We start from the raw sequence: 20,862 nt of genomic DNA, 5'->3' as shown, positions 1-20,862 counted from the left end.
ATGACGGAAGAGAGAACGCGACGTCACCGTCGTCATGAAAAGCAGCAGAAAAAACGCCGGAAACGACCCCAGCTCTGGGGCTATATTTTAGGTGGTTTTATTTTAGTCGCCCTGGTGATCGGGGTGGGTCTAGCCGGCTTAGGCTTGACTTGGGCTGCCAAAGCGCCAGTGGTGACGGAAAAAGATTTACAAGGTTCAATTGCCTCAACCATTTTCGATCAAAATGGTAATGAAATTTTTGAAACCAGTCATAATGAACGCATCATCATTGGCGAAGACCATATTAACCAGCAGACTTTTGATGCTGTGACTTCTATTGAAGACAAGCGTTTTTTAAAGCATAACGGGATTGATCTGAAGCGGATTGCAGGGTCCTTCCTCGCTAACTTGAAAGCAGGCGGAATTGCCCAAGGCGGTTCTACTCTCACCCAGCAATTAATTAAATTAGCTGCCTTCTCCACCACGAAAGCTGACCAAACCTACAAGCGGAAAGTCCAAGAAATTTGGCTGGCTTTGCAATTGGAGCGCCACTACAGTAAAAAGCAAATATTTGAATTTTACATCAACAAAGTTTATATGGCGAACGGGGTTTACGGCATGGGGACAGCCGCCCAAGTTTACTACGGCAAGGATCTGGACCAATTATCCCTCGCCCAAACGGCCATGTTAGCCGGGATGCCGCAGGCGCCGAATAATTACGATCCCTACACCCATCCCGACAAGGCGAAAAACCGGCGGGACACGGTTTTAAAGGAAATGCTCGAAGACGGTAAGATTTCTGCCGCAGCTGCTGAAGAGGCCATGAATGAGCCCGTGGATGCCGATTTACAAGAGCTTAAATCAAATGAGGAACAATCAAAAAAAGCCCAAATTGTCGACTCCTATATCCAGCAAGTTGATAAAGATATTAAAGCAGCCGGCTTTGATATGTGGACGGATGGCTTAAAGATCTATACGCACTTGGATTACGATACCCAAGAATACCTTTATAATCTCCTTAATGATGACAATCGCCAGTACTTTGCTGATGACCTGATGCAGGCAGCTGGCTCGATTATTGATACTAAAACAGGGCATATTGTCGCCCTCTTCGGTGGCCGGCATCAAGAAGGCGTCCTCGGCTTTAACCGGGCGACTGAATTAGACCGCAGTGTCGGTTCTTCCATTAAGCCTTTTACCGTTTATGGGCCAGCTATTGAGTACTTGAATCTGAGCCCGGCCCTAGGGATTAAAGATGAGCCTTACAAATATTCTTCCGGCGATGAAATTAATAACTGGGACCGGCAATACCAAGGCTTAATCTCTGCCCGACAGGCACTCGCCGAATCACGCAATATTCCTGCCCTCAAACTCTTCCAAGAAGTGGGCGCTGATCGGGTCAACGAATTTACGAAAAAAATGCACATTAATTTAAACGATGGTGCCGGGGCCTATGAATCTAATTCAATCGGGGGCGAATTAACCCCGCTAGCCCTTAGTGCTTCTTTCGCAACCCTAGGAAACATGGGGCGCTACAATGAACCCAAAGCGGTCGATTACTTCGTCACTTTGGAAGACGAAAAAATTGAAGTGGCGGGAGAAAGTGAACAGGCCATGCGGGAATCAACCGCCTATATCTTAACGGATATGCTGAAATCTGTTTTCACAGAAGGACAAGCCCGTTCCTACCACAATCCCAATGTTATAGAAGCTGGTAAGTCGGGCACAACCAATTACACCCCAGAACAATTGCGGGATAATAACCTACCAGAAAACGCGGTACCAGACCGCTGGATGTCAGGCTATACCACCGACCGGGCGGTGAGCTTATGGATTGGCTATGACCAGCCCTTCAATAATGAGCATTACCTCACAACGGAATCAGGCTGGGCGGTTAATAATGTCTACCGCACCTTGATGGATCATCTAACTAATGGCTCCCACCAAGAAGATTGGAAGCAGCCAGATACGGTGCACCGTGAATTGGTTGAACTGCTCTCCAACCCCTTGCATCCTTCGCGGGCGACTACCCCCTATAACTTAGCGGTCAATGAATTGATTAATGAAAAACTATACGAAGAATTCCAAAAAATGCCGGCACCGGTCACCCCCGCCCCTGAGTATGACGAGGATGACTATAATGAAGAGAAAGACCATGAGGACCATGAGGAAGATCAGGACGATGAGGAAGACAAGGAAAGTGTCGATTCTGATCTCCTTGAATCCATTCTAGAAGGGATCCAAGGCCCTGATGATGATGATGAAGCCTCCCCACCAAGCCCACCAGGACCGGAAGCTTATCTCTTACCGCTACGGCGGGAACGCTGGTTTGCTTAGAAAAAAGCAGCTCCACACACCGCTTAGCGGTCGCCTGGGGCTGCTTTTAACCATTCAAAGGAGTTTTATTTATGTATCAATATATTGAATTACCTAGCCAAGCCCACCAAGAGCGTGCGGTCATCCCCCTCCATTATTGGTCCGTTAAAAATCCGCAAGCTTTACTCTATATCGTGCACGGCATGTCGGAGCATACGAGAAGTTATGAGCGCTTAGCCCAGTATTTTACAGGAAAAAATATTACTGTTATGGGCCATGATCAAATTGGCCATGGCGCTTATGCGAAGCATTTAAAGAAATTGGGGCGCTATGAGCATTATGAAAAAATTCCCGACGCCTTAGTTTGGGATCTCATTACGGGCATCAACTATGCCCACCAGAAATGCCCGCAGATACCGGTCATTTTATTGGGCAATAGCCTGGGGGCCTATGTGTCCCGCCTCTACCTGAAAACCCACAGTGACCAGGTGGCGGCCTGCTTTTTATCGGCGACCCATGGCCATGTCAAAAGTCTGCACTTAGCGCCAATTTTAGGCCGAATTTTAGCCCACCACCATGCCCAAGTTCCGAACTATACCCTCCACCAGCAATTATTCAGCCAAGAACATTTGGGGCAAACGAAACTGACCAAGGTTCAACAAGGCTGGTATGAACGCGAAAAACATCAAGATATTGACCCTCCGCTAGCAGGTTTTGTCTTCTCAAACAGTGGCTTTGCTATGATGCTTAAATTAGCCATGCAAGCCACGGAGAAGAACTGGGCCCAAGGCTTGCGGCCTGAGCTCCCGCTTTGCTTTATGAATGGGGAGAGTGATCCCATGCTCTTCCGCGGGCTAGATCAAAAGTACCTCACCCAGGAATTACAAGCCCAGCAGCAAAAATGCGTAACCTTTATGATCTTTTCTGGACGTGGGCATGAGCTTTTCTTCTACCATGAGCCCGAGATTGTTTTTACTGAAATGTTGGCTTGGCTCAAACGCCAACATATCCTTCCTCAAAATTCCCCCATCTTTTAGCCTAAAGGAGGTTTAGAATGAAAAAGCATGCGGCAATTACCCAAGCGGAGTGGGAAGTCTTGCGCGTCCTTTGGTCCCAAGGAGCTTCTCCCAGTCGAAAAATTATAGCCATCTTAAATCAGGAAAAAGGCTGGCAAGCTTCTACTATCAAAACCCTCCTCAATCGTCTCGTCAAGAAAGACGCAGTACAGGTAGAAAAAACGCGCCCCGCCTATCGCTACGAAGCAAAAGCAAGCGAAGAGGAAGCGATGGCCACACGTCTCAAAGCCTTGCTTCATTCCACTTGCCAAAGAAACGCCAGTGACCTCCTCTGCCAACTCCTCCAACTCGCTCCCCTGGATAAGGATATGAAAGCCCAAATCGAACATTGCCTGGCTGAGAAAGAAACCGTGCCGGAAGTCCTCTGCACCTGCCCGCCCGGTCAATGCACCTGCCAGCATCACACTAAGCCGGCAAACGCCAATCGATCGGCTTCTGACCACTAGCCTGCAGGAGCTGATTGGCTTTAGAGAAGGGCTTGGAGCCAAAGAAGCCCCGGTAAGCTGACAAAGGACTGGGGTGAACGGAAGAGACGGTGGCATGGCGCTGCGTGTCGATGAGTCGCCCTTTCTTTTTAGCTGCATTGCCCCATAAAATGTAAACAATGCGCTCTTCCCGCTCATTTAAAGCCTCGATCACCTGGTCAGTCAGCAATTCCCAGCCCTTGCCCCGATGGCTATTCGCCTTGCCCGCCTCGACCGTTAAGACACTGTTTAATAAGAGGACGCCTTCCTTAGCCCAGGCAGTTAAATCCCCGTGGACTGGGGTTTTAATATTTAAATCAGCTTCTAATTCCTGGTAAATATTCCGCAAGGATGGCGGCAAGGCTTGGCCACGATTCACGGAAAAGCTCAGCCCATTCGCCTGGCCCTCCCCATGATAGGGATCCTGGCCTAAAATCACGACTTTCACGTCTTCAAAGGGCGTCAGCTGAAAAGCGCGGAAAATAGCTGCTTCTGGCGGGTAAATTTTTGTCTTTTGCCCTTCCATCGCTAAATAAGTTTTTAACCTTTCATAGGTCGAACTATGCAAAACAGGGGCTAAGACGTCCGCCCAAGTTAAAGACTGCTGGCTTTCCATTCTTATCTTCCTCTCTAACAAAATTCCTTTACTGCTACTAATTTAGCATGACTCCCATAAATTGTTAAGGTGAAGTGCTTCCTTCCATGTTAAAATAAGAAAAGCAGGATAATTAACCTTCCTAAAAGCCTGTGCTACAATATTAATAGGAGGAAAAATGCAATGCTATGGTGGAAAAGAGAAGGCTTACTTTTCGTATGCCGAGCTAATGTTTGCCGTTCGCCCATGGCAGAGGCTATTTTAAGACAGCGTTTACGAGAAGAGCGGCTTTGGCGCCATTACCGAGTGCAATCACGAGCCGTAGAAAATTGGTGTATCGGCCAAGCACCCCACCCCAAAACCCGAGAACTCCTCAAGCATTTCCACATTCCCTTGCGTTTTCATCGCAGCCGCCAGCTCAAAAATAAGGACGGCCAGCGTTTTTCCTTAATCATAGGGATGGACCAGGGCATTGTCGACAAAGCCAGAACCCTCCTGCAAGGCACGCCCGCTAAGGTCGTCGCCTTTCGGGAATTCCTGCCAGAGGATGGCGATGTGCTCGACCCGATGCAAACTGGAGATTTTTTAACTACCTATGATCATTTATATGCGGGTATCAATAATTTAATTGCTGATCTGAAAAGGAGAGATAAGCATGAGTGACCAATTATATGAAGAAACGAAAGCAATCATGGAAGAACTCATCGAGGCTTCCAAATTAAAAGCTGGCGATATTGTCGTCGTTGGCTGTTCTTCAAGTGAAATTAAGGGGGAAAATATCGGTTCTGCTTCTTCTCCAGAAATCGGTGAGCAAGTTTTTAAAGCTTGCTATGACGTCACGAAGGCCCATGAGCTTAACTTGGCTTGCCAATGCTGTGAGCATTTAAACCGCGCCATTGTTTGTGAGCGAAAAGCTCAGCCAGAAGCTTCGGAAGTAAACGTAGTGCCCCAACCTAATGCCGGCGGTTCCTTCAGCACTGCTGCTTACAAGCACTTTGAAGAGCCGATTGTCTTAGAAAATATTGTTGCCCAAGCCGGCCTAGATATTGGTAATACCTTCATTGGCATGCATATTGAACCTGTCTGCGTCCCGCTTCGCCTGGACCATCACCGCATTGGTGAAGCTTGGGTCAATGCTTGCCGGCGCCGGCCAAAATCAATTGGTGGCGAACGCGCCCACTACAATATGGACCTTAAATAGAACAAAAAGCCCAGAGAGCACCTCAGCCGTTGACTCTCTGGGCATTTTTTAATATTTTTTCAGCCATAAGTGATCAATATAATGATCCTTTTTTTTGTGGATGACCATATCGGCGCGAATGCGTGTCGGTAAAATATACTCATACAAATTAACGAGATTGATATCCTCCCACACTGCTTGGGCATGCTGGCGCGCCTCTTCCTCACTTAAATGTGCAAACTGGTGGTGGTAATTGTCCGGATCATGCAAGGCCCGCTCTCGCAATAGCAAGAAGCGCTCCTCGTACCAGTGGGCAATATCCTCCGTTTTAGCATCCACGTAAATCGAGAGATCCGCAAAATCGCCTACAAAAATATCTTCCCGACCCGTCAGTTGCAAAACATTAATGCCTTCCACAATCACAATGCCTGGATCCTTCAATTGACGCTCTGCTCCCGACACAATATCATAGCGCTCGTGAGAATAGAGGGGATAAGTGATATGCTGGCGATTATTTTTAATCGCGGTGAGAAATTCAATCAGCCGCGGCATGTCATAGCTTTCGGGGAAACCTTTGCGATGGAGGAGCCCCTTATCTTTTAACACGGCATTCGGATACAAAAAGCCATCGGTAGTCACCAAATCGACATTTAACTCGGGATAGGCTTGAGAGAGAAAAAGGCGCAGTAGCCGCGCGGTCGTACTCTTCCCAACGGCGACACTCCCGCTAATGACAATCATAAAAGGAGGAATCCGGTCCTTAATATCTAAGAATCGCTTCCGCCGCTCACTTAATTGCGTGTAAGTATCCCGGTAGATGGCGATTAATTGGGTCATCGGCTCATAAACTTCTAAAGCATCTTCAACGGTCAGTTCATCATTTAAGGAAATTAACTGATCGAGCTGCTTCTTAGTCAAATGAATATCGACATGGGGTTTTTCATTACTGAGGTATTCCCGCCAAGCCGCTCGATCGATTTGGTAGTAAGAATTTTTATCCATGCTTCAGCCTTTCTAAATAATCAGTCTAATCATAGCAGAAGCCAGAAAAAATTCCTAGGTGCTGATTTTGAAAACCGGCTTATTTTTTCCCCTCTTGTTCTTGTTTAATATCTTTAAAGTCTTCATCTTTTTTACCGCGCTTGAGCCGAGTTTTCAATTCACGGCGCATTAAGCGCGCGATAGAACGCGAAGATAGGCGCTCACCCCGCGCTTCATGCTCACTAATAATCGCTAAAACCGTAATATAGCTCATAGCCAAAGCTGAGGTGAGCAAGGAGGCAGTGCCACCGGAAATGACGCCACCGAAAAATGAGCCCACACCCGGTAAAAATTTCAGTAAATTAGACACAATACTGCGCCCTAAAAAAGTGGCCCCGGTAGTTCCCCCAATCGCGCCAATAATTCCTAACAAAGTCTTTTTCTCCAAAGATACACCAAATACAGCGGTAATGTGCGCCAGCATGGAAATTTGTACGGGCACAATCGCCGTTGCATCTGAAAATGGAATGGGGGTAAAACCAATCCCAAAAGTCGTCGCAATATACCGTTTCGCCCAACGTTTCGCCTCCGCCACCTTGCGGTCAATATCAGCTTGTTGGGCATTCGTAAAAGAAGGCCACACATTCTCCGGCACCACCTGCAAGGTTAAACGAATTAAGGCTTTTAAGCCAAAAGCCGGCAAGGCCTGGCCACTTTGCAAGGGATAGTCTTTCGCTAAAACCGGTATCACACCTTGGACAGGTAAATTCATCTCTTCAATAGCAGTCTTGAAGTCTTCGACTGCTTCCCCAATTGCCAGTGTTAAAACTAAAATAACGGGCATGCGTTGGGCGAGCTCTTTAATGAATTCAACTTCATTGGCTTCCACGCGCATGGAATTAGCATTCACACAATAATAGGCACAATGCATTTGCTCGCCTTTTTTCGTGAGTTTTTCTTCCATGCCTTGAATTTCTTGGCGGACCTGCTGCTGAACACTGGCAGTTAGTTCTAAGCCCCGCGTGTCATAGAGAACTAAGGGCATGCCTTCTTTAGTAATTTGGCGAATATGCTGGGTAATGGGCTGGCCAATACCTGTTTTCGCGAGTTCTTCACGAAACAAGTGATTGATTAAGGTACTCTTCCCCACACCAGTTTTTCCCACCAGTAGGATATGAATTTTGTCCATTTTATTAATTTCATCATTCGTTTGCTCGGTTAAATCATGGAATAAAGATAAATTCCAAGCTTTTTTATTTCTTTTCATGCTAACCTCCTAGCATTCAAAACGCTACATTCATTATAACAAGTCCCAGGCTAAACATCCTCCTGCCAAAGTCTGAAATAATCAGCATAGGCAGGCCCCGAATTTTATGCTAAACTAAGAGGTACAGTTTATGTCATAAATAAAATAAATAGAAAGTAGGTTAAATATGATTTATAAAGTACTATACCAAGATAAAGCGAACGAAGTCCCTACGCGGGAAAGTACTAAAGCCATGTATATCGAAGCTGATAGTGAAATCGAAGTTCGTCAAATCTTACAAGAACACTCGCCTGTGATGGTTGAGTATGTAGAAGAACTCTCCAAAGCCCACCTCGCCTATGAAAAAGAGCAAGACTACTTCAAACTAACGGAGTTTGATGCGTAAAATGAAGCTAAAAATTAAAAATCACGAGACAGCTGTTTTTGCGATCGGTGGCTTGGGTGAAATTGGGAAGAATATGTACTGTGTCCAATTTCAAGATGAGCTCCTCATTCTAGACGCTGGGGTCATGTTCCCTGAAGATGACCTCTTAGGCATTGATTACGTCATCTCTGACTATTCCTACCTCATTGAAAATCAAGACAAAATTAAAGGAGTTTTCATCACCCACGGTCACGAGGACCATATTGGGGGCCTACCCTTCTTATTGAAGCAAATTAATGTGCCCGTCTATGCCGGCCGTTTGGCCATGGCCTTAATCCGCGGCAAATTGGATGAACATGGCCTCCTGCGTGACGCCGAACTCCATGAGGTGGATGAAGACAGTATCATTAAATTTAGGAAAACAGAGGTCAGCTATATCCGAGTTACCCATAGTATCCCTGATGCTATGGCCATTGTGGTGAAAACCCCTAGTGGGAATATTGTTTTCACGGGAGACTATAAATTTGACTTTACGCCCGTCGGCCAACCTGCTGATCTGCAAAAATTAGCCCAATTAGGAAGCGAAGGCGTCCTCTGTATGTTGGGGGACTCCACGAACTCAGAAATTGCCGGCTTCACCAAATCAGAAAAAATTGTGGGCGAATCTTTAAAGGAAATCATCGAACCCCTCCAGGGTCGGATCATTTTTGCTAGTTTTGCTTCAAATATTTCCCGGCTCTCCGAAGCCATTGAAATTGCAATTGCTAACGACCGACGCGTGGCTGTTTTTGGCCGTTCCATGGAAAATGCGGTTCGAAATGCCCGCGAATTAGGCTACATTAAAGCCCCTGATCATGTGTTCATTGATCGGCGTGAGCTGAATAAATACCAGGATAATGAAATTCTCATCATGTGTACCGGTTCCCAGGGGGAGCCCATGGCCGCCCTCAGTCGCATTGCGAATGGGACGCACCGGCAGATTTCAATTCGTCCTAATGATACAGTCATTTTCTCCTCATCGCCGATTCCAGGCAATACCATTAGTGTGAACCGGGTGATTAATAAATTACTCGAAGCGGGCGCTGATGTGGTCCATGGTAAGGTGAATAATGTCCATACTTCTGGCCACGGGGCCCAAGAGGAGCAGAAATTAATGCTCAGCTTGCTCCAACCGAAATTCTTTATGCCCGTCCACGGGGAGCACCGGATGCTAAGTGTCCAAGCCCAAACGGCCGCTGATGTGGGCGTTAAACCCGAAAATATCTTCGTCATGGAAAATGGCGATGTCCTCGCCTTGACCGAGCATTCAGCCAGACGGGCCGGCTCCATCCCTGCCCAAGATGTTTACGTCGACGGTAAAGGGATTGGGGACATCGGTAATATCGTCCTCAAAGACCGCCATAAGCTTTCTGAAGATGGCCTCGTCCTAGTGGTCGTCACCATCGATTTCAAAGCAAAGCAACTTTTGGCCGGACCAACCATTGTTTCCCGCGGCTTTATCTACATGCGTGAATCGGAGGACCTCATTCGGGACGCCCAAAAAGTGATTCAAACCGCCGTTATTGGCCAATTGAATTCCGGGCGAAAAGTCAATGAGCGAGCCATTCGCGACGTTATCCAAAACGCTTTATATCCCTTCTTGTTCAAACGCACGAAGCGCAACCCGCTTTTAATGCCAGTGGTTATGGGCATTTAATAATAGCATACAAAAAGCAGCCTTTTAGGGCTGCTTTTTATTTGGACCATGCTTTGCTTACGCCTCCTCTTCCTCGACTAAACCATGGCGGTAAGCGTAAATCGCTGCTTGGGTACGGTCGGAAACTTCCAGTTTGGAAAGCAGATTGGACACATGGGTCTTCACCGTTTTTAATGTAATAAATAATTCATCGGCAATCTCCTGGTTGGCGTATCCCGCAGCAATCAATTTCAGAACTTCTAATTCCCGCGCCGTCAAATCATCATAGTGATGATGCTCCTTGGCCTTAGCGCGGTCAGCTTGCATCTTCTGAGTGACGCGCGGCGTCATCACACGCTTGCCCTGGGCGACCTGGCGAATAGCTTGGGCGATTTCGGTGGCGCTGGACGTTTTTAAAATATAGCCATAAGCACCGGCCTCTAAGGCGGGGTAAAGCTTATCATCATCTAAAAAGCTCGTAATAATTAAAATCTTAGCTTCAGGCCAAGCTTTTAAAATTTCCTGGCTCGCTTCAATGCCATCCATGCGTTCCATCACCACATCCATTAAAATGACATCTGGCTGCAAGTCTAAGGCAGCTTGCACGCCCACATCACCATCCTCCGACTCCTTGATCACTTCTATATCGTCTTGTAAATTGATATAGGTGGCGAGGCCCAAGCGGACCATTTCATGGTCATCAATTATCTGTACCGTAATCATAGGGACTATCCTTTCTATTACTGGTGGTGGAAAGCGGAATGGTAATAATAACTTGCGTGCCCTGCCCGGGCGCACTTAACATTTTAACTTGGCCAGCTAAACTGTGAATACGTTCCTCAATGTTTTTTAAACCATAGCCACTACTTTGCTTGGCTTCCGTTAGGTCAAAACCTTGGCCGTCGTCGCGAAATAATAGGTAAAGCGTTTGATTTTTTTCATATAAAGAGCAAGAAATCGTCTGCGCCTGCGCGTGGCGCAAGGCATTGGAGAGCAATTCTTGGACAATACGGAAAAGGTGGTCTTCGATTTTTTCACTCAAAGGCACGGCTTTTAAATCAGTCTCAAAAGCCACCGATACCTTCGTTTCCAGCTCGGCAAATAAATGGGCAATCCCCTCTCATGTCAAGCTTATGACAAAAAAGGGGTTATAGTTATGTAATGTAAAAGAGAGTGATTGCTCACTCCCTTTTCTACTTCCATATTATGTTCAACACTTCGTTTCCTTCACAGAATACTGAGTCTATATATTTTTCCATCAATTCTCTGGTAAGTTTAGTGTTGTCTATTATTTCTTTTTCTTCTTTTGCTTTTAGTATTTTTTCTTTTATTGCTTGTATCTCTTCATCTATCAAATTTTTGGAGTCAATGAATTTTTGTCTATTCATCTTGCCTAATTTATACTTCTCAAAACTTTGCATTTTCTTAGCTTCAAGATCTTCAATAGATTTTTCCATAGGTTTAACTTTTACTTTTTCATCTATTTTTGAATCTTCTAAACCATACTTTTCTTTTATTGCTTCAAATACTTGCTCTTCAAGGCTTCCTGCTCTTGAGTTCTTATGTTTTACATTATTACACTTACATATCCTACAAGTAAAATATGTGTGAACTCTTATGCTTCCATCTTGTCGTTTTCTTTTTGATTGAACACATCCTAAAATGTGATTGCAAGTTGGACATTTTGCAAAACCTTGTAGTGGAGATTTTTTTCTCCATTCATAATCGGTATTTTTACCTTTCATAAATAGATTCTTCTCTTTAATCTTTTGAACTTTTTCAAAGTCTTCTTTAGATATAATAGCTTCATGATTATTCTCAACTCTTCCCCATTCCTCTTTTGGTTTGAATTTAAAAGAAGATGGATTTAATACTGACTTATCTTGCATATTGAAAGTATAAGTTCCAGTATAATTTTCATTCGCTAATACATCTATTACATTGCCATTAGTCCAGGTTGGTCTAGGTTTTTTCGCAGTTCTAATTATTGAATATTCAAAATCAAGATTGGTTAATTCACTCTTTCTTTTTGATGGTGTTGGAATTTTTTCTTCATTTAATATCTTAGCTATATTTCTTGAAGATATACCATCAAGTGCAAGTTTAAAAATCTTCTTTACTATCCAAGCTGTTTCTTCATCAACTATGATTTTGTGTCTATTATTAGGATCTTTCATATATCCTAAAGGTGGACTCCAAGCTAAAAACTTTCCTTGTTTTTTAAGTGTAGTCATAGATGACTTTACCTTTTCAGAAATATCTTTTGTGTAGAAATCATATAATAGTCCCTTGAATTGAATATCTAAATCTGTTCCATTTCCCTTTTCTTTGTTACTATCATAGCCATCATTTATGGCGATAAATCTTACTCCTAGGAATGGAAATATGTTTTCAAGATAATCTCCAAGTGTTATATAATCTCTCATAAATCTGGACAAGTCTTTTACAATTATCGTCTGGATATTATTTTTCTTTACATCTTCGAGCATTCTTTGAAAGGCTGGTCTATTTTCGTTTGTTCCAGAGTATCCGTCATCAACATATTCTTCTCTTGTGAAGTTCTTAAATTCTTCATTCTTGTCGAGATAATCGTTTAGATATGCTCTTTGATTTATGATACTTTCACTCTCATCAGTCTTTATCATATCTTCAACGGATAATCTAATATAAAGAGCAATCTTATTCATCGTCTGTTCCTCCTACCAAATTATCTATATTGAATTTAAAGACTATTTCAAATTCGTGTTTATCATAAACTATTATTTTTTCAATTAAGCTATGGATTAAATCGCCAGGTAGCTTTTCCAAATTCTTTGAAGCATATAAATCATTTATCCATTTTGTTGATTTTAATCTTTCTTTTTTAAGTTTTGATATATTAACTTCAATTGCTGAAATCTCGTTATCAAATGTAGACATATGACTTTGAGCAATCTCTCTTCTCAATAGATACTCGTCTCTATCAATCTTGCCTAGACTATATTCTTCATAGGCTCTTTGAATGATGTTTTCTTCATTTATATTTTTTCTTTTAAGATTTTCAATGTCTTTCTTAAAAGTATCTATTGCGTTATTAAATCTAGCTTTAATTCGATTTATAAATTTTGTCTTGCTAGTTGTCTTAATAATAAACTCAGAAATCTTATCACTAATAGCCTGATCTAAATCTCTTTCCATAATGAATACTGATTTTTCGGGTTTTATACTTCCACTAAATCTCTCATTCTGAAATGAATAGTAAAGTCTATCTTTATTTTTACCATAGATACGAGTTCTTCTATTAAGTTCTTTACCAGTATTATTATTGATTACAAGACCCTTAAATCTGTTCTCATAGTCCCTATTTTCAAAATTGTGCATTGGCGAACTGAAAACATGATTTTTCTTTCTCTCTTGTCTTTCTCGTAAGATTCTTTCATGAACTTCCTTAGAAATGATTGCTTCATGTGCATTCTCACAAATAATATACTGACTTTCATCTACAAAATGTTGTTTAATTCCTTTTGCTAGATTTTGTTGCTTAACTCCTTGTACTAAAGTCCCCGTATAAGCTGGGTTTGTAAGCATTTTAGAAATTGTCCCTTTATTCCATTCAGGATCATCATTTTCTCTGTAAACTCTCCCAGTTTTGTAGTAAATCATTCCAGGAGCATAGCCTTTTTCATTAAAATGTTTTGCGACTTCATATTGGCTTTTGCCTTGAAGAGTTAAATCAAACATCTCTTCCACAATAAATCTAACATTTTCATCAATTACAAGTTTTTGACCTTCTTTAGATTTTTTAATCTTGTAGCCATAAGGTGGAACAGAACCAATAAAGTATCCGTTTCTTGCCCTATTGTGTTTTGAGGTTTTTATCTTAACTGAAATATCCTTAGCATACATATCGTTGATAATATTTTTAAGAGTAACCTCAAAAGATTTCTTTGAATCTGTTTCTTTGACTGTGTCTAATTTATCATTAACAGAAATAAATCTAACACCTAAAAATGGAAAAACTTTATCAATCAATCTTCCCATTTCGAGATATTCTCTTCCAAGTCTTGATAAATCTCTGATAATAATACAATTGATTCTTCTATCTCTAATATCTTGCATCATATTCTGAAATGATGGTCTTTCAAAGTTTGTCCCACTATATTCATAGTCAGTGTAAACTTCTAAAACATCTATATTTTCTTTTAATGCATATTCTTTACAAGATAGGATTTGAGTTTCTATTGAGTATGATTTTTCTCTCCACTCTTCTGTTCTTTCGTTAGATAGTCTTGTATAAATTCCAGCCTTAAAGACTTTTCTTTCTGTCTTTTCAATTTTCTTTTCAATATATCTTTTGGAAGTTCTTGCCATTATAAAACACCTCCAGCTAATTGCATTGGAGCCTTATTTTCAAGAGCATTTCCAAATACCTTATTTATTGAAATCAAATTCTTCTTTACTTCTGACTTGTTTTCATTTTCTTCTTTTATAAGGGTCTTCAGTAAGTTAACTGTTTCCAAATTATTAAAGACAAAATTAATCTCATTATTTTCTCCGATTTCAATTCTATCTATAAAAGATACAATTGTTAGTCTATTTAGACTGCTTAAATCAGTGGGAACAATTTCGGAAACCAAACTGTCCTTGTTTTTAATCCTTTCTTGCAAGTTGGCAAGTATATTTTTCTTTGTAGCAATTTGTTTCTCTATTTCCCTGATTTTAATAAGATAATTTTTTCTGAACCTTTCAAACTCTTCAGAAGTTATAAGTTCGTCTTCTAAGTCCATATATAAAGATTGTCTAAGTCTTTCGTACTTTCTCTTTTCTGAGTTTAAGCTTTCAAAGTCAATATTAAATGTAACTTTTGATACATCTAACTTATTAACTTGACTTAGTAGTTCATTATATTTTTTTAAATAATCTTTAAGTGCAAAAAGAGTCATATCCAGTAGATAGTCTTCTTTTATACTATGTCTTGTGCAATCTCCTTTGTTATTGTAGTGAGAACAAATATAAAAAATATTATATCCATTCTTGGACTTAACCTTTCTTCTAACCATTGAAGATCCACAATCTTTGCAATAAAGCATTCCTGATAAAATATGTGGTATATCTGCCGATTGTTTTACATCTCGGAGCATCATCTTATTAGCCAAAGCATAAATGCTTTTTGAAATAATAGGCTTATGAGAGTCGTTTATTACAATCCAATCTTCTTCATTTACTTCTACTTCTCTCTTAGACTTGTAATTTAGTTTTCTAGTTTTCCCTTGTTCAAGCACTCCTATATAGACCTTGTTTGTAATAATCCTATTGACCATTTTTGCGTCCCATTTAGAGTCTTTAACAATAAAACCAGTAGTATGATTATCACCAGAATTTTCTTTATGCTTAGATGGTGTTACACAACCTATGCTATTTAAAAAATCTGCAATAGCCTTAGACGAATAACCGTCTATCTTCATATTGAAGATTCTTTCAATTATATGTGAAACTTCTGTATCAACGACTAACTTATGTTTGTTTTTGCTATCCTTCTTATAACCAAAAGGAGCAAATGCACCAATAAATTCACCATTCTTTCTTTTGATCTCTTTTGAAGATTTAACTTTCATAGAAATATCTCTACAATAAGAATCATTAATAAAGTTTCTTATTGGAAGAATTAAGTGTGTATCGCTTACATCTGCATTTTCACTGTCATAGTTATCGTTTACGGATATAAACCTTATACCTTTTTCTGGAAATATCTTTTGTAGATATTTACCTGATTCGATATAATCTCTCCCAAAACGGGATAAGTCCTTCACAATAATTGTTTTGAACTTCTTCTCTTCAAGATCTTGAATCATCTTCTTAAATTTTGGTCTGTCAAAATTAGATCCTGAGAAGCCATCGTCTACATATTCAGCAACAACTTTAAAATCATTGTCCCTTGCATATGATTTGATAATCTGTCTTTGATTTGAAATAGAATTACTTTCTGTGCTATCTCCATCCTCTCTCGATAAACGAAGATACATACAAGCAAATTTTTCCATCACAAAACCTCCTTAATTTGTATTTGGGCAAATAGTCATTAAGGAGTTCTTCTACCACTTATATTTTACCGCACCCAAGTTTTTAAGTCAGCACCCCAGCTTATAGTCTTATACAAGCTCTACATAAATAAAGCTCAACAATATCTAGTAAGTCGAGGGACTCTTTATCACTTTGAGTGTAAGTAATTTTTTTAGAATAATCTTCTTTTGATATTTGCTCTTTAGGTTTACATTTCTTCTTTTCTTTTGTATTCATAGGTTTTACCTCACAATATAAAATTAAAGTTTTTTGACATTGACAAGTGCCTTGGATTAGCAACATAGGAATCTCACCTCCGCCTCTATTCAGGATGAGCCGGCTTCAACCTTAGAAGTATCATTATCCTCACTTTCTTCATAGCGAATAGGGTATCCCTCCCTATATTCAAACTCTTACTTATCGCTCCCTTTCTTCTTCCCTTGCTTTTAGCTTAGCAGTACTTGTTTTGCCGAATTATTCGGCAGAAAGATCTTGGCGGATAGGTTATTACGCTCCAAAAATGATTAATGTCTTGTCATGGTCTATTCAATTGTTAAGGTTCAAATTTTATCGAGAGTTATTAATCTTTTTAAAATTTAACCATCAGAAAATACTTATCTTGATGAAACAAAATTGTTTAAAATTACCCTCTTATACTTAACAGTGAAAAGAAGTCTTTCTTGGTAACCAATTTTCAAAAAAAATTTGGTTAAATGAAAAGGTCCAATTCCCACTGCATAAGTAACAGTGAAAATCAGACCCTTTTGGTAACTTTCATCTAAATATCTTCTAACATTTCCTTTAGTTTTTCTAAGACTTTATTACGCCTTTTAATAACGGCTGGATGAGAAATATTCAGTTTAGCAGCTACTTCTCTAATTGTTTCTTCTTTATAAAAGAGACTTTCTATTAGGTCTCTTTCAACAGGGTTGAGTTTAGAAATAGCTCTTCTTACTTCTTCAATCATTTCCTTTGTTTCGATAATTTTTTCAACATCAAATTCCAGATCTTCTAAATTTTCTTCAAAATTACCATCACGATCATAGGAACAAAAAAAGAAACAGTTATTTAACCTGTCTCTTCTCTTTTGATATTTCTCTTTATTCAATTCACTATGATAAGCAAGATACACTTCCTTGCTAACAACCACTTTCTTTCCTTCTACAAATAAATAATATTCTTTGTCCATTGTATTCCTCCTTAAAATCAATATGTCTTTTTTCTTTGCAGATAAAAAAACATAAAAGGAGGACTTCTAATTTTTTGCATATATTCTCCTGGGCATAAAAAAAGACCGAAAGAAAATAAATTCTTTCAGTCAATAAATGCCGATATTAAATTTAGGTGCAAATCACCCATCATGGATATTATATATGCACTTAAGTACACATAAAATTCGTATATGGTACTTTTTTCATTCGGAAATAGTACGCAATAAGTTCGTCTTAATTTAATTTTTTAGATGTTCATTATATCATCAATGCTACGACCGTCTTCAAGTTGACTAATAGCAGTTGGTAAAGTATAACCCCAAATTATTACACCAACCAATGCAATTGCTTCCTTTTTTCTTTGATAATAAACAGTTCTCTCTAAAGACACACTTCTCATACAAGCTTCATCAGTAATCTTCTTTTCAGAAATGTAGTAGTTATAAATAATCTTATGATAGATTTCTCCATATTCTGGATAAACTTTTAGCCTAACACAGGCATCATAAATTATTAAAAGCATAAGCTTGCTATCCATTACATTAGATACTCTATTATTAAACTTTTCTTCAACTCTTTCTGGAGCAAATGTAGAAAGATACAAGTAAGCAGATTCTGAAGTTGATCCATAGTTTTCTTTACTCTCAAACATCATAAAATTTGCCCTGCTATCTACTGCCCAGGTAACTTGTCTATATAAACTTAAAATAAGTTTTGCAGCTGAACTAATCTCTTTAAATTTCAAGTTGCTATCTGCATACATGTTCATTATATTCTTTAAAGTTTTGCTTATTCTCAATCTAATCACCCCAATACAACTTATTTACAAACTTGAATGTTTGTGCTATAATATGAATATAAGTTCAGTTTGTATTATATCTCAAATTGAAAAATAATTCAAGCACTATTGTTCGTATTAAAAGTTATAAATGCACATTAGTACAGGAGGTTAAAGTTATGGCTTTTGCGGATAGATTAAAGGAATTTCGTGAAAAAGAAAAGTTAAGTCAAGCAGATTTTGCAAAAATGATAGGAATAAGTACAAGAACTCTTGTACATTATGAAGACGGAGAAAGATACCCAAGAGATGTCGAGGTTTACAAAAAAATAGCTGAAGTTATGGACTGTGATTATAATTATCTTTTAGAAGAAAGTGACGAGTTTTTAAATAGAGTTTATAACATGGGTGGCAAAAGAGAATTAGAAAAAGCTAGAGCATTAACTGAAGGTCTAAGCTCTTTATTTGCTGGTGGAGAAATTTCTGACGAAGATAAAGATGCTGCTTTTGAAGCTATTACTCGTGCTTATTGGGAGGCTAAAAGAGAAAACAAGAAATACGGTCGTAAGAAAAAAGATTAGGTGATTTTATGAGCATGAATCGCTATATATATGATAAGGTTAATCGACTTATAAAAAAATATAAGACACGAGATCCTATCGAATTAATAGAAGCTTTGAATATTAACCTGGTATATCTACCTGAAACAAAAATACTTTTAGGAATGTACCATTATATTCAAAGGAACAGATTTATTTTTATCAGTAGTAACACAAATTTTAATAGAAAAACGATATTAGCACATGAATTAGGTCACGATCAACTACACAGAGATTATTGTGTGAGTGGCGGAGCTTTTCATGACCAAACAGTATTAAACCCAACAAACAAATTTGAAACTGAAGCTAATATTTTTGCGGCTCACTTATTAATAAGTGATGAAGATGTCCTAGATAATATCAATGATCAAGTTTGTGATTATGAAATCGCTGGAAAATTAGGTGTTGATATAAATTTACTAAATCTAAAAATTTCTGAGTTAGCAAAAATGGGCAAGTTTAATAAACCAATTAATGTTAATATACCTCAGGGAGATTTTCTTAAAAACTATCGCCCTGAACATGATGATTATTATTAGGAGACTCTATGGGAATTTTTATTACAGGATATTTTTTATTAATCCTTTCTGGAATAGTTTTCTACTATCTCATCTCTACCTACTCTGTAAAAATCTCAGCATTTTTGATTGATTTTATAGTTGTAGGTTTAGGATTTTATATATCCATAAAAGATAAACTAGATAACAAATTAGCTATTCCCCTTTCAATTACAGTAGTAATAATTTATGGAATATTGCTAGTTTTAATAAATCAAAAGCTACCAAAGGTTAGCAGGTTTTTAAACTATATAATTGCTTTTATAGGATCATCAGTTGCTTTATGGTTGGCACTAGATTTTATAACAAACACTCTAGCCGCTTTTAAAATAATAGGTCAAACTTATCATCAATTACCAATCACAAAAAGTATGATGATAAATTCCTTTATACATTATGTAATTATATTCTTGATTAGTATTCCAGTATTTAAAGGTAGAATGAAATTTATATTTGGAGGAAATTATGAGTAAAGAAATGGATAAAAATAAAGACGAAAATCAAGAAAAAAAAGAACTTCAAATTAGATCATCTGCTGCTGAATACTTGACTTTTATTGCAGCTAACGGTGATGATCAAGAAGCTATAGAAATTAGATATGAAGATGAAAATATTTGGCTTACTCAAAAGATGATGGCAACACTATATGATGTAAGTGTTTCCGCAATAAATCAGCATCTAAAAAAAATATTTGACGATAACGAACTAGACGAAAATTCAGTTATTAAGAAATACTTAATAACTGCAAACGACGGAAAATCATATAATACAAAGCACTATAACCTACAAGCAATTATTGCAGTAGGGTTTAAAGTAAATAACGAACGTGCAGTCCAATTTAGAAAGTGGGCAAACCAAATTGTAAAAGATTTTACAATTAAAGGTTGGGCAATGGATGATGAAAGACTCAAAAATTCTGGCACAAAACTTACCAAAGATTATTTCGAAAAATTACTTGTAAAAATTCGTGAGATTAGATTATCTGAGAGAAAATTCTATCAAAAAATCACAGATATTTATGCTACATCTTTAGACTATGACCCATCTGCAAAAGCAACAAAAAGATTTTTTGCAGCTATTCAAAACAAATTGCACTATGCAATTCACGGAAAAACTGCAGCCGAATTAATTGTAGATAGAGCCAATCACAAAACTAAAAATATGGGACTTACAACTTGGGAAGGATCTCCAGATTCAAAAATTCATAAATATGATGTAGTCGTTGCAAAAAATTATCTAAACGAAGAAGAATTAAATCAAATGCAAAGAATTGTTTCATCATATTTGGACATGGCAGAACTACAAGCAGAAAGACATATCCCTATGACTATGGAAGATTGGGAAAAAAGATTAAATGGATTTTTACAACTATGGGATAAAGAAATCTTAAACGATGCAGGAAAAGTGTCTGCAGCTCTTGCTAAAAAGCACGCAGAGAGTGAGTTTGAAAAATATAGAATTATACAAGATAGACTCTACAAAAGTGATTTTGATAAGTTCTTAGAACTTGAAGACAATACTAAAGATTTAGAATAATAACTTAAAATAGGGTCTATAAATAATTTTGTGTATCAACCTAAATCCTGATTAAAGGGTAAGGGTTGATACATTTTTTATGCTTCAATCACATTTGTGTAGCTACAACTTTTTCTACATTAACATTTTTATCTTCTAGATTATCTTCAAAATTCCCATCATAATTTAGGGACGAAAAAAGAGCAAGTGATTTTTCTTGTCCACCTGCTCTAAATGTTTTTCCTGTTCAAAGACTTTAAATATTT

General features: G+C 38.9%; 22 protein-coding genes and 1 pseudogene. 11 read left to right on the top strand and 12 right to left on the bottom strand.

Annotated features, from left to right (window positions below; genetic code table 11):
• From WF803_RS07745 to WF803_RS07735, 3 genes are all read left to right on the top strand, one after another.
• Complete coding sequence (locus WF803_RS07745) at positions 1–2,316, top strand: transglycosylase domain-containing protein (RefSeq protein ID WP_489610910.1); 2,316 nt, start codon at positions 1–3, stop codon at positions 2,314–2,316.
• Between the two features lie 71 nt (positions 2,317–2,387).
• On the top strand, positions 2,388–3,332 hold the full coding sequence (locus tag WF803_RS07740; protein ID WP_489610909.1) for an alpha/beta fold hydrolase: 945 nt from the start codon (positions 2,388–2,390) through the stop codon (positions 3,330–3,332).
• 17 nt (positions 3,333–3,349) lie between these two features.
• Positions 3,350–3,817 carry a BlaI/MecI/CopY family transcriptional regulator gene (locus WF803_RS07735; RefSeq protein ID WP_489610908.1) on the top strand — a complete coding sequence of 156 codons (468 nt, stop codon included), beginning with the start codon at positions 3,350–3,352 and terminating at the stop codon, positions 3,815–3,817.
• Here WF803_RS07735 and ung read toward each other — a convergent pair.
• Positions 3,777–4,451, bottom strand: a complete 675-nt coding sequence (gene ung / locus WF803_RS07730) for a uracil-DNA glycosylase (RefSeq protein ID WP_489610907.1) — start codon at positions 4,449–4,451, stop codon at positions 3,777–3,779. The two genes, WF803_RS07735 and ung, sit on opposite strands and share 41 nt — an antisense overlap.
• Positions 4,452–4,613: 162 nt before the next feature.
• Between ung and WF803_RS07725 the strand changes: the two genes are divergently transcribed.
• Positions 4,614–5,093 carry an arsenate reductase/protein-tyrosine-phosphatase family protein gene (locus WF803_RS07725; RefSeq protein WP_489610906.1) on the top strand — a complete coding sequence of 160 codons (480 nt, stop codon included), beginning with the start codon at positions 4,614–4,616 and terminating at the stop codon, positions 5,091–5,093.
• Positions 5,086–5,631 (top strand): TIGR01440 family protein, encoded by a 546-nt coding sequence (locus WF803_RS07720; protein ID WP_489610905.1) that lies wholly within the window; start codon positions 5,086–5,088, stop codon positions 5,629–5,631. The genes WF803_RS07725 and WF803_RS07720 overlap by 8 nt, the downstream gene beginning before the upstream one ends.
• Before the next feature lie 48 nt (positions 5,632–5,679).
• On the opposite strand, the gene coaA is transcribed toward WF803_RS07720, so the two are convergent.
• Both coaA and WF803_RS07710 read right to left on the bottom strand, forming a co-directional pair.
• Positions 5,680–6,612, bottom strand: a complete 933-nt coding sequence (gene coaA / locus WF803_RS07715; protein WP_489610904.1) for a type I pantothenate kinase — start codon at positions 6,610–6,612, stop codon at positions 5,680–5,682.
• 79 nt (positions 6,613–6,691) lie between these two features.
• The gene (locus WF803_RS07710) at positions 6,692–7,858 is read right to left on the bottom strand and encodes a YcjF family protein (RefSeq protein WP_489610903.1); all 1,167 of its coding nucleotides are present in this window, start codon (positions 7,856–7,858) and stop codon (positions 6,692–6,694) included.
• 166 nt (positions 7,859–8,024) lie between these two features.
• Between WF803_RS07710 and WF803_RS07705 the strand changes: the two genes are divergently transcribed.
• Positions 8,025–8,243 (top strand): DNA-dependent RNA polymerase subunit epsilon, encoded by a 219-nt coding sequence (locus WF803_RS07705; RefSeq protein ID WP_489610902.1) that lies wholly within the window; start codon positions 8,025–8,027, stop codon positions 8,241–8,243.
• Position 8,244: 1 nt separating this feature from the next.
• Positions 8,245–9,918, top strand: coding sequence for a ribonuclease J1 (rnjA, locus tag WF803_RS07700; protein WP_489611914.1), 1,674 nt, complete (start codon positions 8,245–8,247; stop codon positions 9,916–9,918).
• 57 nt (positions 9,919–9,975) lie between these two features.
• On the opposite strand, the gene WF803_RS07695 is transcribed toward rnjA, so the two are convergent.
• From WF803_RS07695 to WF803_RS07660, 8 genes are all read right to left on the bottom strand, one after another.
• A complete protein-coding gene (locus WF803_RS07695) occupies positions 9,976–10,620 on the bottom strand; it encodes a response regulator (RefSeq protein ID WP_489610901.1) in 645 nt (214 codons plus the stop codon).
• The gene (locus WF803_RS07690; RefSeq protein WP_489610900.1) at positions 10,598–10,972 is read right to left on the bottom strand and encodes a sensor histidine kinase; all 375 of its coding nucleotides are present in this window, start codon (positions 10,970–10,972) and stop codon (positions 10,598–10,600) included. Before WF803_RS07690 ends, WF803_RS07695 begins: the two co-directional genes overlap by 23 nt.
• A gap of 118 nt (positions 10,973–11,090) precedes the next feature.
• On the bottom strand, positions 11,091–12,584 hold the full coding sequence (locus tag WF803_RS07685; protein ID WP_489610899.1) for a recombinase family protein: 1,494 nt from the start codon (positions 12,582–12,584) through the stop codon (positions 11,091–11,093).
• On the bottom strand, positions 12,577–14,247 hold the full coding sequence (locus WF803_RS07680; protein ID WP_489610898.1) for a recombinase family protein: 1,671 nt from the start codon (positions 14,245–14,247) through the stop codon (positions 12,577–12,579). The genes WF803_RS07685 and WF803_RS07680 overlap by 8 nt, the downstream gene beginning before the upstream one ends.
• The gene (locus WF803_RS07675; protein WP_489610897.1) at positions 14,247–15,917 is read right to left on the bottom strand and encodes a recombinase family protein; all 1,671 of its coding nucleotides are present in this window, start codon (positions 15,915–15,917) and stop codon (positions 14,247–14,249) included. Before WF803_RS07675 ends, WF803_RS07680 begins: the two co-directional genes overlap by 1 nt.
• A gap of 100 nt (positions 15,918–16,017) precedes the next feature.
• Positions 16,018–16,173 carry a hypothetical protein gene (locus WF803_RS07670; RefSeq protein ID WP_165628744.1) on the bottom strand — a complete coding sequence of 52 codons (156 nt, stop codon included), beginning with the start codon at positions 16,171–16,173 and terminating at the stop codon, positions 16,018–16,020.
• Positions 16,174–16,714: 541 nt separating this feature from the next.
• Positions 16,715–17,125 (bottom strand): sigma-70 family RNA polymerase sigma factor, encoded by a 411-nt coding sequence (locus WF803_RS07665; RefSeq protein ID WP_489610896.1) that lies wholly within the window; start codon positions 17,123–17,125, stop codon positions 16,715–16,717.
• Between the two features lie 269 nt (positions 17,126–17,394).
• The gene (locus tag WF803_RS07660) at positions 17,395–17,910 is read right to left on the bottom strand and encodes a hypothetical protein (protein ID WP_489611913.1); all 516 of its coding nucleotides are present in this window, start codon (positions 17,908–17,910) and stop codon (positions 17,395–17,397) included.
• 194 nt (positions 17,911–18,104) lie between these two features.
• Here WF803_RS07660 and WF803_RS07655 point away from each other — a divergent pair, with 194 nt between their 5' ends.
• The 4 genes from WF803_RS07655 to WF803_RS07640 are packed head-to-tail and all read left to right on the top strand — an operon-like array spanning position 18,105 to position 20,617.
• Entirely contained in the window at positions 18,105–18,506 is a 402-nt protein-coding gene (locus WF803_RS07655; protein WP_004026815.1) for a helix-turn-helix domain-containing protein, read from the top strand.
• 8 nt (positions 18,507–18,514) lie between these two features.
• Positions 18,515–19,063, top strand: a complete 549-nt coding sequence (locus tag WF803_RS07650; protein ID WP_489610895.1) for an ImmA/IrrE family metallo-endopeptidase — start codon at positions 18,515–18,517, stop codon at positions 19,061–19,063.
• A gap of 8 nt (positions 19,064–19,071) precedes the next feature.
• Positions 19,072–19,554: a hypothetical protein gene (locus tag WF803_RS07645; RefSeq protein ID WP_489610894.1), complete on the top strand. Its 483-nt coding sequence runs from the start codon at positions 19,072–19,074 to the stop codon at positions 19,552–19,554.
• Positions 19,547–20,617 carry a virulence RhuM family protein gene (locus tag WF803_RS07640; RefSeq protein ID WP_489610893.1) on the top strand — a complete coding sequence of 357 codons (1,071 nt, stop codon included), beginning with the start codon at positions 19,547–19,549 and terminating at the stop codon, positions 20,615–20,617. The genes WF803_RS07645 and WF803_RS07640 overlap by 8 nt, the downstream gene beginning before the upstream one ends.
• Positions 20,618–20,708: 91 nt before the next feature.
• On the opposite strand, the pseudogene WF803_RS07635 reads toward WF803_RS07640, so the two are convergent.
• A pseudogene (locus WF803_RS07635) lies at positions 20,709–20,860 on the bottom strand (sigma-70 family RNA polymerase sigma factor); the annotation flags it as partial.
• Between the last annotated feature and the right edge of the window lie 2 nt (positions 20,861–20,862).

Source organism: Aerococcus sp. BD502 (assembly GCF_057919555.1).
This window is presented reverse-complemented; position numbering and strand designations above follow the sequence as displayed.

Coding starts and splice junctions, on each gene's coding strand:
- WF803_RS07745 (WP_489610910.1), top strand. CDS start 1: ATGACGGAAGAGAGAACGCGACGTCACCGTCGTCATGAAAAGCAGCAG.
- WF803_RS07740 (WP_489610909.1), top strand. CDS start 2,388: ATGTATCAATATATTGAATTACCTAGCCAAGCCCACCAAGAGCGTGCG.
- WF803_RS07735 (WP_489610908.1), top strand. CDS start 3,350: ATGAAAAAGCATGCGGCAATTACCCAAGCGGAGTGGGAAGTCTTGCGC.
- ung (WP_489610907.1), bottom strand. CDS start 4,451: ATGGAAAGCCAGCAGTCTTTAACTTGGGCGGACGTCTTAGCCCCTGTT.
- WF803_RS07725 (WP_489610906.1), top strand. CDS start 4,614: ATGCTATGGTGGAAAAGAGAAGGCTTACTTTTCGTATGCCGAGCTAAT.
- WF803_RS07720 (WP_489610905.1), top strand. CDS start 5,086: ATGAGTGACCAATTATATGAAGAAACGAAAGCAATCATGGAAGAACTC.
- coaA (WP_489610904.1), bottom strand. CDS start 6,612: ATGGATAAAAATTCTTACTACCAAATCGATCGAGCGGCTTGGCGGGAA.
- WF803_RS07710 (WP_489610903.1), bottom strand. CDS start 7,858: ATGAAAAGAAATAAAAAAGCTTGGAATTTATCTTTATTCCATGATTTA.
- WF803_RS07705 (WP_489610902.1), top strand. CDS start 8,025: ATGATTTATAAAGTACTATACCAAGATAAAGCGAACGAAGTCCCTACG.
- rnjA (WP_489611914.1), top strand. CDS start 8,245: ATGAAGCTAAAAATTAAAAATCACGAGACAGCTGTTTTTGCGATCGGT.
- WF803_RS07695 (WP_489610901.1), bottom strand. CDS start 10,620: ATGATTACGGTACAGATAATTGATGACCATGAAATGGTCCGCTTGGGC.
- WF803_RS07685 (WP_489610899.1), bottom strand. CDS start 12,584: ATGAATAAGATTGCTCTTTATATTAGATTATCCGTTGAAGATATGATA.
- WF803_RS07680 (WP_489610898.1), bottom strand. CDS start 14,247: ATGGCAAGAACTTCCAAAAGATATATTGAAAAGAAAATTGAAAAGACA.
- WF803_RS07675 (WP_489610897.1), bottom strand. CDS start 15,917: ATGGAAAAATTTGCTTGTATGTATCTTCGTTTATCGAGAGAGGATGGA.
- WF803_RS07670 (WP_165628744.1), bottom strand. CDS start 16,173: ATGAATACAAAAGAAAAGAAGAAATGTAAACCTAAAGAGCAAATATCA.
- WF803_RS07665 (WP_489610896.1), bottom strand. CDS start 17,125: ATGGACAAAGAATATTATTTATTTGTAGAAGGAAAGAAAGTGGTTGTT.
- WF803_RS07660 (WP_489611913.1), bottom strand. CDS start 17,910: ATGTATGCAGATAGCAACTTGAAATTTAAAGAGATTAGTTCAGCTGCA.
- WF803_RS07655 (WP_004026815.1), top strand. CDS start 18,105: ATGGCTTTTGCGGATAGATTAAAGGAATTTCGTGAAAAAGAAAAGTTA.
- WF803_RS07650 (WP_489610895.1), top strand. CDS start 18,515: ATGAGCATGAATCGCTATATATATGATAAGGTTAATCGACTTATAAAA.
- WF803_RS07645 (WP_489610894.1), top strand. CDS start 19,072: ATGGGAATTTTTATTACAGGATATTTTTTATTAATCCTTTCTGGAATA.
- WF803_RS07640 (WP_489610893.1), top strand. CDS start 19,547: ATGAGTAAAGAAATGGATAAAAATAAAGACGAAAATCAAGAAAAAAAA.